The organism is Sphingomonas pituitosa NBRC 102491, assembly GCF_001598435.1.
In the GTDB taxonomy this organism is placed as follows: Bacteria; Pseudomonadota; Alphaproteobacteria; order Sphingomonadales; family Sphingomonadaceae; genus Sphingomonas; species Sphingomonas pituitosa.
Window position 1 is genome coordinate 26003 of the sequence record NZ_BCYY01000026.1, and the last position, 14571, is coordinate 40573.

The 14571-nt window shown below is 67.2% G+C and carries 15 protein-coding genes; 7 read left to right on the top strand and 8 right to left on the bottom strand.

The window, feature by feature from the left end; translation table 11 throughout:
- Positions 1-7 precede the first annotated feature (7 nt).
- Both adhP and SPI01S_RS18160 read left to right on the top strand, forming a co-directional pair.
- On the top strand, positions 8-1033 hold the full coding sequence (adhP, locus tag SPI01S_RS18155; protein ID WP_066725976.1) for an alcohol dehydrogenase AdhP: 1026 nt from the start codon (positions 8-10) through the stop codon (positions 1031-1033).
- A gap of 43 nt (positions 1034-1076) precedes the next feature.
- The gene (locus SPI01S_RS18160) at positions 1077-2300 is read left to right on the top strand and encodes a threonine synthase (RefSeq protein WP_066725979.1); all 1224 of its coding nucleotides are present in this window, start codon (positions 1077-1079) and stop codon (positions 2298-2300) included.
- 18 nt (positions 2301-2318) lie between these two features.
- Here the strand turns inward: SPI01S_RS18160 and SPI01S_RS18165 are convergent, their stop codons facing one another.
- Positions 2319-2990, bottom strand: a complete 672-nt coding sequence (locus SPI01S_RS18165; RefSeq protein WP_066725982.1) for a hypothetical protein — start codon at positions 2988-2990, stop codon at positions 2319-2321.
- A gap of 119 nt (positions 2991-3109) precedes the next feature.
- On the opposite strand from SPI01S_RS18165, the gene SPI01S_RS18170 reads away from it, so the two are divergent.
- Positions 3110-3970 (top strand): hypothetical protein, encoded by an 861-nt coding sequence (locus SPI01S_RS18170; protein WP_245653658.1) that lies wholly within the window; start codon positions 3110-3112, stop codon positions 3968-3970.
- Between the two features lie 58 nt (positions 3971-4028).
- Here the strand turns inward: SPI01S_RS18170 and SPI01S_RS18175 are convergent, their stop codons facing one another.
- Positions 4029-5723, bottom strand: coding sequence for an acyl-CoA dehydrogenase family protein (locus SPI01S_RS18175; RefSeq protein WP_066725987.1), 1695 nt, complete (start codon positions 5721-5723; stop codon positions 4029-4031).
- A gap of 42 nt (positions 5724-5765) precedes the next feature.
- Here SPI01S_RS18175 and SPI01S_RS18180 point away from each other — a divergent pair, with 42 nt between their 5' ends.
- Positions 5766-6704 (top strand): L-threonylcarbamoyladenylate synthase, encoded by a 939-nt coding sequence (locus SPI01S_RS18180; RefSeq protein WP_084253559.1) that lies wholly within the window; start codon positions 5766-5768, stop codon positions 6702-6704.
- A gap of 480 nt (positions 6705-7184) precedes the next feature.
- On the opposite strand, the gene msrA is transcribed toward SPI01S_RS18180, so the two are convergent.
- The gene (msrA, locus tag SPI01S_RS18185) at positions 7185-7730 is read right to left on the bottom strand and encodes a peptide-methionine (S)-S-oxide reductase MsrA (protein ID WP_066725993.1); all 546 of its coding nucleotides are present in this window, start codon (positions 7728-7730) and stop codon (positions 7185-7187) included.
- 68 nt (positions 7731-7798) lie between these two features.
- On the opposite strand from msrA, the gene galE reads away from it, so the two are divergent.
- Both galE and SPI01S_RS18195 read left to right on the top strand, forming a co-directional pair.
- Complete coding sequence (galE, locus tag SPI01S_RS18190) at positions 7799-8797, top strand: UDP-glucose 4-epimerase GalE (protein WP_066725996.1); 999 nt, start codon at positions 7799-7801, stop codon at positions 8795-8797.
- A gap of 68 nt (positions 8798-8865) precedes the next feature.
- Complete coding sequence (locus tag SPI01S_RS18195; protein WP_066725999.1) at positions 8866-9135, top strand: hypothetical protein; 270 nt, start codon at positions 8866-8868, stop codon at positions 9133-9135.
- 26 nt (positions 9136-9161) lie between these two features.
- Here the strand turns inward: SPI01S_RS18195 and SPI01S_RS18200 are convergent, their stop codons facing one another.
- The 4 genes from SPI01S_RS18200 to SPI01S_RS21965 all read right to left on the bottom strand — a co-directional run bounded on the left by SPI01S_RS18200 (position 9162) and on the right by SPI01S_RS21965 (position 13042).
- The gene (locus SPI01S_RS18200) at positions 9162-9737 is read right to left on the bottom strand and encodes a cysteine hydrolase family protein (protein WP_218017625.1); all 576 of its coding nucleotides are present in this window, start codon (positions 9735-9737) and stop codon (positions 9162-9164) included.
- 37 nt (positions 9738-9774) lie between these two features.
- Positions 9775-10254, bottom strand: a complete 480-nt coding sequence (locus SPI01S_RS18205) for a nuclear transport factor 2 family protein (RefSeq protein ID WP_174539128.1) — start codon at positions 10252-10254, stop codon at positions 9775-9777.
- Between the two features lie 133 nt (positions 10255-10387).
- Positions 10388-12706: an ATP-dependent Clp protease ATP-binding subunit ClpA gene (gene clpA, locus SPI01S_RS18210; RefSeq protein WP_066726002.1), complete on the bottom strand. Its 2319-nt coding sequence runs from the start codon at positions 12704-12706 to the stop codon at positions 10388-10390.
- A 138-nt stretch (positions 12707-12844) separates the two neighbouring features.
- Entirely contained in the window at positions 12845-13042 is a 198-nt protein-coding gene (locus tag SPI01S_RS21965) for a DUF1192 domain-containing protein (protein ID WP_084253569.1), read from the bottom strand.
- A gap of 79 nt (positions 13043-13121) precedes the next feature.
- Between SPI01S_RS21965 and SPI01S_RS18215 the strand changes: the two genes are divergently transcribed.
- Positions 13122-14132, top strand: coding sequence for an NAD(P)H-quinone oxidoreductase (locus tag SPI01S_RS18215; RefSeq protein ID WP_174539129.1), 1011 nt, complete (start codon positions 13122-13124; stop codon positions 14130-14132).
- Here SPI01S_RS18215 and SPI01S_RS18220 read toward each other — a convergent pair whose 3' ends face one another.
- Positions 14133-14555, bottom strand: a complete 423-nt coding sequence (locus SPI01S_RS18220) for a hypothetical protein (protein ID WP_066726005.1) — start codon at positions 14553-14555, stop codon at positions 14133-14135.
- Between the last annotated feature and the right edge of the window lie 16 nt (positions 14556-14571).

Below are 14571 nucleotides of genomic sequence, written 5' to 3' on the forward strand. Positions count from 1 at the left end.
ATTTTCCATGCTCAAGACCATGAAAGCCGCCGTCGTCCGCGAATTCGGCAAGCCGCTCGTGATCGAGGAGGTGGCGGTGCCGCAGGTGGGGCCCGGCCAGATCCTGGTGAAGATCGCCGCCAGCGGCGTGTGCCACACCGATCTCCACGCCGCCGAGGGCGACTGGCCGGTCAAGCCGAAGCCCCCGTTCATCCCCGGCCATGAAGGCGTCGGCCATGTCGCCGCGGTGGGCGCGGGCGTCACCCATGTGAAGGAGGGCGACCGGGTGGGCGTGCCCTGGCTCTACACGGCCTGCGGCCATTGCATGCACTGCCTGGGCGGCTGGGAAACACTGTGCGAGAGCCAGCAGAACACCGGATATTCGGTGAACGGCGGCTTTGCCGACTATGTGCTGGCGGACCCCAATTACGTGGGCATCCTGCCGGACAATGTCGGCTTCGTGGACATCGCGCCGGTGCTGTGCGCGGGGGTGACCGTCTACAAGGGGCTGAAGGTCACCGATACCAAGCCAGGCGACTGGGTGGCGATTTCCGGCATCGGCGGGCTGGGGCACATGGCGGTGCAATATGCCAAGGCGATGGGGCTGAACGTCATCGCCGTCGACATCGACGACGAGAAGCTGGCGCTTGCGAAGAAGCTGGGTGCCGCGCTGACGGTGAATGCGCTGCACGAGGATCCGGCGGCGTTCGTGAAGAAGAGCGTCGGCGGCGCGCGCGGCGTGCTGGTGACGGCGGTTTCCACCAAGGCATTCCAGCAGGCGCTGGGCATGGTGGGGCGCGGGGGCACCGTCTCCTTGAACGGTCTGCCGCCGGGGGACTTCCCGCTTTCGATCTTCGACACGGTGCTCAACGGCATCACCGTGCGCGGCTCCATCGTCGGCACCCGGCTGGATTTGCAGGAGGCCCTCGACTTTGCTGGCCAGGGCAAGGTGTATGCGACGGTGGCGACCGAACGCCTTGAGAACGTCAACAGCGTGTTCGATCGGATGCGCAGGGGCGAGATCGAGGGCCGGGTCGTGCTCGACATGGCCTGAAGCGCCATCGACAGGGGCGGCGGCGGTTCCTAAGCTGCCGCCCATGCAGGACAATCTTCGGGCCGATCGGCCGAGCTTCGTCACCCATCTCGAATGCTCGATGACGAGCGAGACCTATGCGGCGGATCAGCTGCACCAGCTGTCGCGCGTCGGGCGGCCGCTGCTGGTCCGCTACGATCTGGACGGCGTGGGACGCGCGCTGACCCGCGATGCGCTGGCGGCACGGCCGACCGACCTCTGGCGCTGGCGCGAGCTGCTGCCGGTGCGGCGGGCGGAGAACATCGTCTCGCTGGGCGAGATCGAGACCCCGCTGATCGATATCCCGAAGTCCGGCGGGCCGGGCGCGATCGTCAAGGACGAGGGCCGGCTGCCGACCGGCTCGTTCAAGGCGCGCGGGCTGGTGATGGCGGTGAGCATGGCACGCGAGCTGGGCGTCACCCGCATCGCGATGCCGACCAACGGCAATGCCGGTGCGGCGCTGGCCGCCTATGCCGCGCGCTGCGGCATCGAGACGGTGATCCTCTGCCCCGAGGAGACGCCCGAAGTGAACGTCCGCGAGATCGCCGCGCAGGGCGCGCGGGTTTACCGGGTCAACGGCCAGATCGACGAATGCGGCGCGATCGTCGGGCGCGGTGCTGCCGAGGGGCGCTGGTTCGACTTCTCGACGCTCAAGGAGCCCTACCGGATCGAGGGCAAGAAGACGATGGGGCTGGAACTCGCCGCGCAGTTCGGCTGGGAACTGCCCGATACGATCTTCTACCCCACCGGCGGCGGCACCGGGCTGATCGGCATGTGGAAGGCGTTCGACGAGCTCGAGCGGCTCGGCTGGATCGGACCCAAGCGGCCGCGCATGTACGCGGTGCAGGCCTCGGGCTGCGCGCCGATCGTCCGCGCGTTCGAGGCAGGCGAGGAACATGCCGAGCGCTGGGAGAATGCGGCGACGGTGGCGGCGGGCATCCGCGTGCCGCGCGCGGTGGGCGATTTCCTGATCCTGCGCGCGGTGCGCGAGTCCGGCGGGGGGGCGCTGGCGGTGGGCGATCCGGCGATCCTGCAGGCGGTGGACGATTGTGCCCGCAAGGACGGGCTGCTGCTGTGTCCGGAGGGCGGCGCGACGCTGGCGGCGTACCGGCAGGCGATCCGCGACGGGCTGGTCGATCCCGAGGAGCGGACGGTGCTGTTCAACTGCGCGACCGGGCTCAAGTATCCGTTGCCGGAGGCGGGGACGTGGCTCGATCGGAATGCCGAGATCGATCTCGGCAGCCTGTGAGGCCCGCCGCGTGCGCGCTCAGCGCGTGAAGAGGATACCGACGACGATCAGGAAGGCGGTTCCCTCTAGAAGGCCGAGCAGCACGCTGCCGGCTGCGCGCAGGCGGCCGATGCCGAGCACGCGCGCGAACCACAGGGTTTCGACCACCCAGTAATAGCCGATGGTCGCGACCACGACGCAGCGTCCGGCCTCATGCGCGAGGCTGTGGTGGTCGAGGGTCAGGCTGCTGCCGACGCCCAGGCCGAGCGCGAACACCGCGGCGGGGTAGCACTGCTCGTAGAAGGGCTGCTGCAGCGAATCCCGGTCGAGCGCCTGGCCGCTGTGCCGCACGATCCGCGCGGCGAGAAACAGCGGGAAGGCCGCGAACACGATCATCCGGAGGATGAGCGCGCTGGTATTGTCGTTGACGAGGTTGGCGAGCCCGTGATGGTTGAGGATGATCGCGTCGACCTGGCCCAGCGCGGTGGCAACCGCATGTGCGAGCAGCAGGGCCAGCGCGAGGAACAGCGGCGGGCTGAGCACCGCCTTGTATCGCTGGTCGTCCGGGAGCGCGGCCTCCTGGCGAATCTCCGCCATGGTGCCGATGGGGCGAAAGATCGAGCGGACCAGGGTGAGCGGGAAGAATAGCAGCCAGCTCATCACCTCGTAGAGCAGTTCATCGAGCGAATTGAGCCACCGCATGAAGTCCATGGCGGCAGCATGTGCGATCGTTGCCAGTTGCGCAATGGCAGCCCGCGTGCGTGGACAGCCACTTGCGCGCCGAGTAGGATCCTGGAGCTGATGAAAATCGGCCTAACAGGGAGGCTGTCATGATGCGTATCCGGGCAACAGCACTTTCGGCTGCAATGATCTTCGTATCCGTCCTTTCGATCGACGCCCGAGCGCAGACGACGGGACTGGACGACCTGGTCGGTGCGCGCGCCGGTCAGGCGGAGATGGAGTTGCAGCGGCGCGGCTATGTGAACATCCGCGGCGAAAAGGGGGATGATCGTTCCTACACCTATTGGTGGAACGACGATCGGCGCCAGTGCGTGACCATCGCAACGATGAACGGCCGCTATGACTCGATCCAGCCGACCTTGCCGCCGGATTGCCGCAAGCCCGGCAATCTGCGCCCAAATCCCAGCTATGCGCAGCGTCCGCCGGGTCGCCCGGGTTCGGGCTATCCGGTCGATCCCGGCTATGGGCGGCCGCCATATGGCGGGGGCCAGGACCGGCCGGGGTATGATGACGGCCCGACGGTCGATGGCCGCAATGTGGAACTGGGGCTGGTCTGCTTCGGCGACGGCTCCAAGGACGGTATCGCCAGCGGCTCCACCTGGACGTGGAACAGGGACCGCAAGCGCTACGAATATGGGACCTACACCACCTCCAAGACCGAGGTGTTCGATGCATCGCTGATGATCCAGACGTGGAACGGCGGCGGGCGCATCCGGCTGCCGCGCTCGCTTGTTCCGCCGATCCATTCGGGCGGGCAGGATGGGTGGTGGGATCTCTATGACCTGTTCGTGAGCCCGGACACCATCCGCGCGACCTATCGGCTGAATGGCTTCAACAAGCCCAAGGTGACGATCGACCGGCGTTCGGGGCGGGTTACCGTGCAGGGGCTGTCCGACTATGGCTTCCGCGGATCGTGCGACACGATCGGCCACCAGCGGCGGAAATTCTGAGGTTGCGTGCGATGGATGACCGGCCGCTCGCATCGGAGCGGCCGGTCACCCATCGCGGTCATGCCGCGAACGCCTCGGCTTCCACCGCGTACAGCACGGCCGCCTTCGCCATCGCCGCGGCGCGCAGGCCGAGCGCTTCGGGTACGATCTGCTCCACGTAGAAGCGCGCTGCTGCCTCCTTCATCTTCAGGAAGCCCGGCTCGCCGTCGCCCTGTGCCGCCAGCCGCCCGCTCTTCTCCATCAGCCAGCCGCACACCGCGACCGACAGCATCGTGAGGAACGGGTAGCTCGCCGCCAGCCGGTCGTCCATGTCCGAGCCCAGCAGGTTGCGGCCCACGTCCTCGCAGGCGTCGATCAGCTGGCGAAGCCCCGCATCCTCTGCCTCGGCGCGCATGTCCGCCAGGAGGCCGAGCAAGGTCGCGCCATTGTCCATGCTCAGCTTGCGGCCGACCAGATCGGCGGCCTGGATGCCGTTGGTGCCTTCGTAGATCGGGGTGATGCGCGCGTCGCGGAAATGCTGGGCGGCACCCGTCTCCTCGATATAGCCCATGCCGCCATGCACCTGCAGGCCGAGGCTGGCGACTTCGTTGCCGATATCGGTCGCATGCGCCTTGGCGAGCGGGGTGAGCAGCTCGACGCGCTTGTCCGCCTCGGCATCGCCGGCGCGGCCGCGATCGAGCTGGCCGAAGGCGTAATAGACCAGCGCGCGGGCGGCCTGGGTCTGCGCCTTCATCCGCAGCAGCATGCGGCGCACGTCCGGATGCTCGATGATCGCCGTCGGCGCCCCCCCGCGCACGCCCTGCACCCTGTCCCGCGCATAGGCGACGGCGCGCTGGGTGGCGCGCTCGGCGACCTGCACGCCCTGCAGGCCCACGTTGAGGCGGGCATTGTTCATCATCGTGAACATCGCGCGGATGCCGCCCAGTTCGGGGCCGATCAGCTCGCCGATGCAGTCATCGGTGTCGCCGAAGCTCAGCACGCAGGTGGGGGAGGCGTGGAGGCCCATCTTGTGCTCGATCGAGACCACCTTCACGTCGTTGAACGCGCCCGGCGTGCCGTCGTCGTTCAGCCGGTATTTCGGCACCAGGAATAGCGACAGGCCCTTGGTCCCCGCCGGCGCGCCCGGCGTGCGGGCAAGGACGAGGTGGACGATGTTGTCGGCCATGTCATGATCGCCGAACGAAATGTAGATCTTGGTGCCCTTGATCTTCCATTTGCCGTCGCCGGCGGGTTCGGCCTTGGCCTTCACCGCGCCGACGTCGGAGCCGGCCTGCGGCTCGGTGAGGTTCATCGTGCCGGTCCATTCGCCGGTGGCAAGCTTCGGCAGATACAGCGCCTGCTGTTCGGGCGAGCCGTGATGGTGCAGCGCCTCGACCGCGCCCACGGTCAGCACCGGGCACAGGCAGAAGCCCATGTTGGCGGTGCCCAGCGTCTCGAGCACCGCGACCGACAGGCTGACCGGCAGCCCCTGGCCGCCATGGTCCGCGGGGGAGCCGATCGTGCCCCAGCCGCCGTCGACATAGGCGCGGTACGCGGCGGCGAAGCCTGCGGGCATCGTCACGCCCTCCTCGGTCCAGCGGGCGCCTTCGGTATCGCCCAGCCGTTCCAGCGGCGCCCATTCGCCCGCGGCGAACTGGCCGGCGCCGTCGAGCACGGCATCGAGCAGGTCGGGCGTGGCCTCTTCGCTGATCTCGGACAGGCGGACGATATGATCGAGCACGAAACGCTGCTCGGCGGTGGCGGGGGTGAACATCAGGCCTCTCTCTTGTGATCTTGTTGGCAGCAATATAGCGCCTTGCGGGTGACCCCAGCAAATCCGCGCATCTTACCCTACGGCGAGGCCGCGCTCGGCGAAGCGGCGGCGCTGATTCGCGCCGGCCAATGCGTCGCGGTGCCTACCGAAACCGTCTACGGGCTCGCCGCCGACGCGACCGATTCGGCCGCCGTGGCGGGGATTTACGCGGCCAAGGGGCGCCCTTCGTTCAACCCGCTGATCGTGCATGTCGCCGACATGGCCATGGCGGAGACAATCGCACGGTTCGACGACGAGGCGCGCGCGCTGGCGGCGCGGTTCTGGCCGGGGCCGCTCACCATGGTGCTGCCGCTGGCCGAAGGCTCGCCGGTCGCCAGCCTGGTCACCGCCGGCCTGCCGACCGTGGCGCTGCGCATGCCGGACCACCGCGCGATGCAGGGGCTGATCCGCACCAGTGGACGGCCGCTGGCCGCCCCCTCCGCCAATGCCAGCGGCGGCATCAGCCCTACCCGGGCCGCGCATGTCGCGGCGAGCCTCGCCGGGCGGATTCCGCTGGTGCTCGACGACGGTGCGACGACGGCGGGCATCGAATCCACCATCGTCGAACCGGCCGTGCGGCGCATCCTGCGGCCCGGGCCGATCACCGCCGAGCAACTGCCCGGCTATGGCAGCGGCGCCACGCCGGGCGCGATCACCGCGCCGGGGCAGCTCGCCAGCCATTATGCGCCCTCCAAGCCGGTGCGCCTGCAAGCCACGGAAGCGGCCGCCGGTGAATGGATGATCGGCTTTGGCGCGATCGAAGGCGACGACACGCTCTCCGCAACGGGCGATCTGCAGGAGGCCGCGGCCCGCCTGTTCGACGCCCTGCACCGGGCGGACGCCGCCGGTCCGCCCCGTATCGCGGTGGCGCCGGTGCCCTTGCACGGCCTGGGCATTGCAATTCAGGATCGACTTGCGCGCGCGGCCTTTCCGCGGGGATAATCCCGTCCAAGCGCAGTCCGCAGCGACGCAATATCGTCGTTTATGCGGCAGCGGCGCCGCAGAGGACACGCATGTCGTTGCGGCAATAGGCTCCGTGTTCCATCGAACGAAAGCGATTGGCCAGACAAATGGCTCAAACGTTTGTCTTGTGCAGTGTTGCTCCAAAGTGGATGATTCTATTATAGTGTCCCAAATCGGGTATCGCGTATACAATCTTGCCTTTACAGCTGCCGATCAGCTCCTAGGTTCCGAAAAGCCGTAAAGCTTGCGAAACAAAGACGGGCAGTGCGGCAACTGCTGGGCGGACGTTACCGGCGCGGGAGCTCGAGTTTCGGGCACTGTGCCTTTCGATCGTACCATCAGACGAGTGCGGAACCCGAGTGGCGCCGAGCTGCCCCCGCAGCGTCGCGCGCCTTCGTATCCGCGGCCAGCCTCGCAAGCCGTCCGCGGTCTCGAACACCCCCGTGGGAGGGCGCGGCCTTAAGCGGCTGCGCCCTCTTTCGTACGGTTGGCGAAGCTCTTGCGCAGCTTGCGGAGCTTGGGCGGGATCACTGCCAGGCAATAGGGGTTCCGCTGGCCGTCGCCCTGCCAATATTCCTGGTGATAGTCCTCGGCGGGCCACCACGTGCCCAGCGGCTCGATCGACGTGACGATCGGCTGCGGCCAGTCGGGGCGGGCCCGCTCGATCGCGTCCAGCGCTTCGCGCTCCTGCTCCGCCGAATGCGGGAAGATCGCCGAGCGATACTGGGTGCCGATGTCGTTGCCCTGGCGGTTGAGCTGGGTGGGGTCGTGCGTGGCGAGGAAGATGTCGAGGATCTCGCCATAGCTGACCACGTCGGTGTCGAAGCTCACCCGGATCGCCTCGGCATGGCCGGTGTCGCCGCTGCAGACTTCCTTGTAGGTCGGGTTTTCCTTGGTGCCGCCGATATAGCCGCTCTCCACGCCCTGCACGCCGATCACGTCGTTGAACACCGCTTCCGTGCACCAGAAGCAACCACCGGCGAGCGTCGCCGTTTCGATTGTCATGTCGAGGAACTCCTTGCTTGAACGCCCAAGATAGGGTGGAGCGCAGGCAGAACAAAGAGGATGGCGTGATGCGCGATGGTGCGGTGCTGGTGACGGGTGGGGCAGGCTATATCGGCAGCCATGCGGTGTTGGCGCTGCTCGATGCCGGCTGGCGCGTGGTGGTGGTCGACAATCTGGTCACCGGGTTCGACTGGGCGGTGGACCCGCGGGCGAAGCTGGTGGTGGCCGATATCGACGATGCCGAAGCGGTACGCGGCGCGATCCGCGACCATGGTGTGACCGCCGTGATGCACTTCGCCGGATCGGTGGTGGTGCCGGAGTCGGTGACCGACCCGCTCAAATACTACCGCAACAACACGGTCGCGAGCCGCGCGCTGATCGAGAGCGTGGTGGCGGAGGGCGTCCGCCACTTCATCTTCTCCTCGACCGCGGCGACCTATGGCATTCCCGAACAGGTGCCGATCCGCGAGGATGCGCCCAAGCAGCCGATCAACCCGTACGGCATGTCCAAGCTGATGACCGAGATCATGCTGAAGGACGTCGCCGCCGCGCATCCGCTCAACTATTGCGCGCTGCGGTACTTCAACGTCGCGGGCGCCGATCCGCGGGGACGCAGCGGCCAGTCGACCGCGGGTGCGACGCACCTCATCAAGGTCGCGGTGGAAGCGGCGACAGGCAGGCGCGACCATGTCTCGGTATTCGGCACCGACTTCGCGACGCCGGACGGGACGGGGGTGCGCGATTACATCCATGTCAGCGATCTCGCTGCGGCGCATGTCGACGCGCTCGACCTGCTGATCGCGCGGCCGGAGGAAAGCCACACGATGAACTGCGGCTATGGCCGCGGCTTCTCGGTGCTGGAGGTACTCGACGCGGTGGACCGGGTGACCAACCTGCATATCGAGCGCAAGCTGGAAGGCCGCCGCGCCGGCGATCCCGACGCGCTGGTGGCCGACAACAGCGCGATCCTCGCGGCGCTGCCATGGCGGCCCCAGCATGCCGATCTGAACGGCATCGTGCGCGACGCGCTCGCCTGGGAGCGCAAGCTCGCCGAACGCGGGCGATAGGCAGGGGCGGCCGCGGTTGCTATGCTTGCCGTACGCGCATTCGAGAAGGCGCGAGAGGGAGGCCGGCTATGTTGATGGTGCTGTTCCTGCTTTCGGTTGCCGGTGACGAGGCGCCCAAGGCGTCCGTCCTGCCCGACTCCACCCTTGTGACGCCGCCCCCGCGGGCCCGCTGCGAGAACCCCCGCGAACAGCTGGTGCGGGAAGGCGAGGCGGCTGTGCCGACGCTTCGCTCGCTCAACGAGGAGCCGCTGGCGAATGCCTATCGGCCGGTGGTGCGCTATGCGCATTGCGATCAGCCGGTCGTGATCGCAAAGCGGATCGGTCGGCAGCAGCGCTGATCGGGCGCAGCCAGGTGCTGCGCCGCTCAGGCGGGCATTGCCCGCGCGATGCTGGAAACTACCGCCTCCGTCGTCCGGATGGCGGCATATTCGCCGTTGAGGTTGCTCAGCGAGGCAAGGTGGATGTCCTCCGCGGATCGCAGCGCACCGCCCAGATCGTGCCGGGCGAAGGTGAAGCAGGCATCTGAAACGACGGTCGCGGCGAAGCCGAGGCACGCGGCCGAACGCACCGTAGCCTCCACCGAATAGTTGGTCGCGACCCCGGCGAAGACGAGGCCGGTGATCGAGCGGAGGTGGAGATAGCGCTCCAGGCCGGAGCCGGCAAAGGCATCGGTGACGTGCTTGTCGACCACATGCTCCCTGCCCATCGGCAGGAAGGCCGGTTGAAATTCGGCGCCCGGCTGCCCCGGCCGGAAACCGGAGGCCGGATCGAGCGACAGGTGGCGTACATGGACGATCGGTCCGCCGCCGCGCCGCCACGCGGCGAGCAGCTTCGCGGCGTTCGCTTCCGCCGATGCGTTGTTCCGTGGCGGAAGGGCAGGATCGGACATGGCGCGCTGAAGGTCGATCAGGACCAGCGCTTCGTCGATGGCATGGCTCACGGACGAAGTGTACGCGTGCGGCCCTTCGCCGCAACCGCTATTCCGTCTTGCCGCCTGCGTCTCGCTGCTCCGCCGGCGTCGCTGCGCGGTGGCCATAGCTGAGCACGGTGGTGATCCGCCACTGCCCAGCCTGCTTGGCCCACACCATCACGAACTTGGCGATGCCTTCGCAGCGGCCCGTCGCCAGTTCGCAGAAGCGGTGCTCGCCTTCCTCGATCGCGCCATAATCCTTGATCGGATAGACGCGGAACGACGCCGAAATCCGCTCGCGGCGCACCTTGCCGCAGATGTATTTGCGGACGCCGTCGATCATCACGTCCCGGTCGAAGGTCACGCCGCCATTGTCGTGGTAGAAGGCGACCTTGGGATCGAAATAGCCGGAAAAGGCCGGCAGGTCGCAGCGATTATAGGCGTCGAACACCTTCGTATCGAGCGCGCTGATGTCCGCCGTCAACGGATCGGCCGCGGACGGATCCGATGCGGCGAGCAGCGTGGCGATCAGCGCGATAGCGGTCATGAACTTCCCCGTTTGCACGTCCGACACGCGCCCGGCGGGGATCATAGCGCCTGTCGTTCCGCGCACCAACAACGCGATCGGCCCGGGGGATCGCTCCCCCGGGCCGATGGTGTTTCCCGGAGTGGGGGAAGGCTCAGGCCCCGGCGGGCTCGGCCTTCTTGCCCTTCTTGGGCTTCTTCGGTGCGGCCGGCGTGATCTCGAACGCCAGCGCATTGTCCTTCAGCTTCACGTTCACTTCGCCGCCATGGACGAGCTTGCCGAACAACAGCTCCTCGGCGAGCGGCTGCTTGATCTTCTCCTGCATCAGGCGGCCCATCGGGCGGGCGCCGTACAGCTTGTCATAGCCGCGCTTGGTGAGCCAGGCCTTGGCCTCGTCGTCGAGCTGGATGTGCACGCCGCGATCGGTGAGCTGCAGTTCGAGCTGGAGCACGAACTTGTCGACCACGCGGGCGACGACTTCCGGCGGCAGATAGCCGAACGGCACGATCGCATCGAGGCGGTTGCGGAATTCGGGGGTGAAGAGGTTCTTCACCGCTTCCTCCTGCACGTCCTCGCGGCTCAGCTCGCCGAAGCCCACGCTTTCCTTCGCCATGTCCGACGCACCGGCATTGGTGGTCATGATGAGGATGGTGTTGCGGAAGTCGACGGTCTTGCCGTGGTGATCGGTCAGCTTGCCGTTGTCCATCACCTGCAGAAGGATGTTGAACAGGTCCGGATGCGCCTTCTCGATCTCGTCGAGCAGCAGCACCGAATGCGGGTTCTGATCGACCGCGTCGGTCAGCAGGCCGCCCTGGTCATAGCCGACATAGCCCGGAGGGGCACCGATCAGCCGGCTGACCGAGTGGCGTTCCATATATTCGGACATGTCGAAGCGCTGGAGCGGGATGCCGAGCAGCGTCGCAAGCTGCTTCGCCACCTCGGTCTTGCCGACGCCCGTGGGGCCCGAGAACAGATAGTTGCCGATCGGCTTGTCCGGATCGCGCAGGCCCGCGCGGCTGAGCTTGATCGCCGACGAGAGCACTTCGATCGCCTTGTCCTGGCCGAACACGACGCGCTTCAGGTCCTGCTCGATATTGGCGAGCACGCGGGTGTCGTCCGACGAGACGGTCTTGGCCGGGATCCGCGCCATGGTCGCGATGACCTGCTCGATCTCCTTCGGCGTGATGACCTTCTTGCGCTTGGACGGCGCCACCAGCATCTGCATCGCGCCGACTTCGTCGATCACGTCGATCGCCTTGTCCGGCAGCTTGCGGTCGTTGATGTAGCGCGCCGACAGCTCGACCGCCGACTTGATCGCGTCCGGCGTATACTTCACCGAATGGTGCTGCTCGAACGCCGAGCGCAGGCCCGCGAGGATCTTCACCGTATCCTCGACCGACGGCTCGTTGACGTCGATCTTCTGGAAGCGGCGGAGCAGCGCGCGGTCCTTCTCGAAGTGGTTGCGGAATTCCTTGTAGGTGGTCGAGCCGATGCAGCGGATCGAGCCGCCCGACAGCGCCGGCTTGAGCAAGTTCGACGCATCCATCGCGCCGCCGCTGGTCGCGCCTGCGCCGATCACGGTGTGGATCTCGTCGATGAACAGCACCGCGTGCGGCAGCTTCTCGAGCTCCGAGACGACCTGCTTCAGCCGCTCCTCGAAATCGCCGCGATAGCGGGTGCCGGCGAGCAGCGCGCCCATGTCGAGCGAGTAGATCACCGCTTCCTTCAGCACGTCGGGCACTTCGCCCTCGACGATCTTGCGGGCGAGACCTTCCGCGATGGCGGTCTTGCCCACGCCGGGATCGCCCACGTAGAGCGGGTTGTTCTTGCTGCGCCGGCACAGGATCTGGACGGTGCGATCGACCTCGGCCGAACGGCCGATCAGCGGATCGACCTTGCCGATCTTCGCCTTTTCGTTGAGGTCGACGGTGAATTGCTTGAGCGCGCTCTCACCCTTGCCCGTCTTCGCCTCCTGCTTGTTCGACTTGTCTTCCTCGGCGCCCTTGGGGGTGCTCGCCTCGGTGGGGGTCGTACCGCCCTTGCCGACGCCGTGGCTGATGAAGCTGACGGCATCGAGGCGGCTCATGTCCTGCTGCTGCAGGAAGTAGACGGCGTAGCTCTCGCGCTCGCTGAACAGTGCGACCAGGACGTTGCCGCCGGTCACTTCGTCGCGGCCCGAGGACTGCACGTGCAGGATCGCGCGCTGGACGACGCGCTGGAACCCGCTGGTGGGGGAGGGATCGGTGGCGTTGTCCACCTTCAGCGCTTCCAGCTCGGTATCGAGATAGTGCGCCACGGTGGTTTTCAGTTCGCCCAGTTCCACGCCGCACGCGCCCATTACCTTCGACGCATGTTCGTCGTCGATCAGCGCGAGCAGCAGATGCTCGAGCGTTGCATATTCGTGCCGGCGCGAGGACGCAGCCTCGAGCGCCTTGTGGAGGGTGGCTTCGAGAGCGGAGGCGAAACTAGGCATTCGGATACAACTCCAGTCGGGCCGAAAGGGTGCTGAGCCCGTCTTCCCCTATGTCGGGAGTGGCAGGCCCCGCATCAAGCGCTGCGGCCCCGCACCGGAGGATCGTGGCATATCGCCCGAATTCCGGTGCCTTGACGCTCATCTCTTAAATAGAGCGTCAGCGCTTGCACGATGATGAACGGCGCGTTGAATCTTTTCGCGGCATCTGGCGATCTCGGTTTCGAGCAGCTGGATTCGCGTTTCCAGTTCGGCCACCGAAAAGGGGTCGAGGTCCTGCTTTGCCAGCTGCACCGCGAGATCGTCGGATCGACGCGGAAGATTTTCGTCGGCGTCCATGCGAGGAAACGTTGACCCTGAGGGGGGCGATGTCAATAAGGCCCCGAAGTTCCCCTTAGGCCAAAAAGCGACGAACCGAATGATCGCAGCCGAAATGATGCTGGCCATCGACCCCGATGCGCCGGGCGGCCCAGAAGTCCTTGTTCCCGTCGAGCGCCCCGTTCCCCAGCCCGGTCCGGGCGAGGTGCTGGTGCGAGTCGCGGCTGCCGGCGTGAACCGGCCGGAAGTGCTGCAGCGGCAGGGGAAATACCCGCCGCCGCCGGGCGCGCCCTCGATCCTGGGCATGGAAATCGCCGGCACCGTGGTGGCGTTGGGCGAGGGGGCCGACGAGTCGCTGCTCGGCAAGCAGGTGTGTGCGCTGATCGCGGGCGGCGCCTATGCGGAATATGCGGTGGCGCCGGCCGGGCAGTGCCTCGACGTGCCGGAAGGCCTGAGCCTGGTAGAGGCGGCGGCGATGCCCGAGACGCTATTCACCGTCTGGTCGAACCTGTTCGACCGCGGCTGGGCGCAGCCGGGCGAGACCGTGCTCGTTCATGGCGGCACCAGCGGCATCGGCACCATGGCGATCGCGCTTGCGAAGCTGTTCGGGCTGACGATCCTAGTCACCGCCGGATCGGATGCGAAATGCGCGGCGGCACGCGCGCTCGGCGCGGATCTGGCGATCAACTACAAGACGCAGGATTTTGTCGAGGAAGTGAAGGCGTTCACCGGCGGCAGGGGCGTGGAGATCGTCATCGACATGGTCGGCGGCGACTATGTCGCGCGCAACCTCCAGTGCCTCGCCGAGGACGGCCGCCACGTCTCGATCGCGGTGCAGGGCGGTGCGACCGCGACGATTCCCGTCTGGGACGTGATGCGCCGCCGGCTGACGCTGACCGGATCGACGCTGCGGCCGCGCTCGGTCGAGTTCAAGTCGCTGCTCGCGGACGAATTGCGCCGGAACGTGTGGCCGCTGGTCGCGGAGGGCAAGCTCAAGCCGGTCCTCGATCGCACCTACCCGCTGGCCGAAGCGCCGGAGGCGCACCGGCGAATGGAAGCGGGCGAGCATGTCGGCAAGATCGTGCTGACGATCGGCGACCAGCCCGCCTGATCAGGCGGCGAGGGGGCGCTGCTGCAGCGCTTCCTCGGCCATCGGCAGCAACAGCTGCTCCTGGTGCGCGGCGCGGCGTTCGCACAGACGCAGCAGGCGGTGCGCCGCGGCGCGGTGTCCGTGCGGGTCGGCGTGGATCTTGCGCAGCGGCCAGGCGACGAAGTGGTCGAGCATGCGCTGGCGCCATTCCAGATCCTGTTCGGTCGTGCGGCGCGCCATCGCCTGATGCGCGCAATCCTCGCTTTCGCGCAGCATCTCGATCAGCACGCGATCCTTGGCGAGGCAGTGGCGCCGCATGGCGTCCAGAAGGCGGGTGCGCGCGCTTTCCAGCGCAGCGGCGGTCGGTCGGGTGTCGAGCTGGTACAGCGCCTTGGCAGCGTCGGTAAGGTCTTGGGTCGTGGCGAACAGCGTGGTGAATGGCATCAGGGTCCTTCCTGAG

Coding starts and splice junctions, on each gene's coding strand:
- adhP (WP_066725976.1), top strand. CDS start 8: ATGCTCAAGACCATGAAAGCCGCCGTCGTCCGCGAATTCGGCAAGCCG.
- SPI01S_RS18160 (WP_066725979.1), top strand. CDS start 1,077: ATGCAGGACAATCTTCGGGCCGATCGGCCGAGCTTCGTCACCCATCTC.
- SPI01S_RS18165 (WP_066725982.1), bottom strand. CDS start 2,990: ATGGACTTCATGCGGTGGCTCAATTCGCTCGATGAACTGCTCTACGAG.
- SPI01S_RS18170 (WP_245653658.1), top strand. CDS start 3,110: ATGATGCGTATCCGGGCAACAGCACTTTCGGCTGCAATGATCTTCGTA.
- SPI01S_RS18175 (WP_066725987.1), bottom strand. CDS start 5,723: ATGTTCACCCCCGCCACCGCCGAGCAGCGTTTCGTGCTCGATCATATC.
- msrA (WP_066725993.1), bottom strand. CDS start 7,730: ATGACAATCGAAACGGCGACGCTCGCCGGTGGTTGCTTCTGGTGCACG.
- galE (WP_066725996.1), top strand. CDS start 7,799: ATGCGCGATGGTGCGGTGCTGGTGACGGGTGGGGCAGGCTATATCGGC.
- SPI01S_RS18195 (WP_066725999.1), top strand. CDS start 8,866: ATGTTGATGGTGCTGTTCCTGCTTTCGGTTGCCGGTGACGAGGCGCCC.
- SPI01S_RS18205 (WP_174539128.1), bottom strand. CDS start 10,254: ATGACCGCTATCGCGCTGATCGCCACGCTGCTCGCCGCATCGGATCCG.
- clpA (WP_066726002.1), bottom strand. CDS start 12,706: ATGCCTAGTTTCGCCTCCGCTCTCGAAGCCACCCTCCACAAGGCGCTC.
- SPI01S_RS21965 (WP_084253569.1), bottom strand. CDS start 13,042: ATGGACGCCGACGAAAATCTTCCGCGTCGATCCGACGATCTCGCGGTG.
- SPI01S_RS18215 (WP_174539129.1), top strand. CDS start 13,122: ATGATCGCAGCCGAAATGATGCTGGCCATCGACCCCGATGCGCCGGGC.
- SPI01S_RS18220 (WP_066726005.1), bottom strand. CDS start 14,555: ATGCCATTCACCACGCTGTTCGCCACGACCCAAGACCTTACCGACGCT.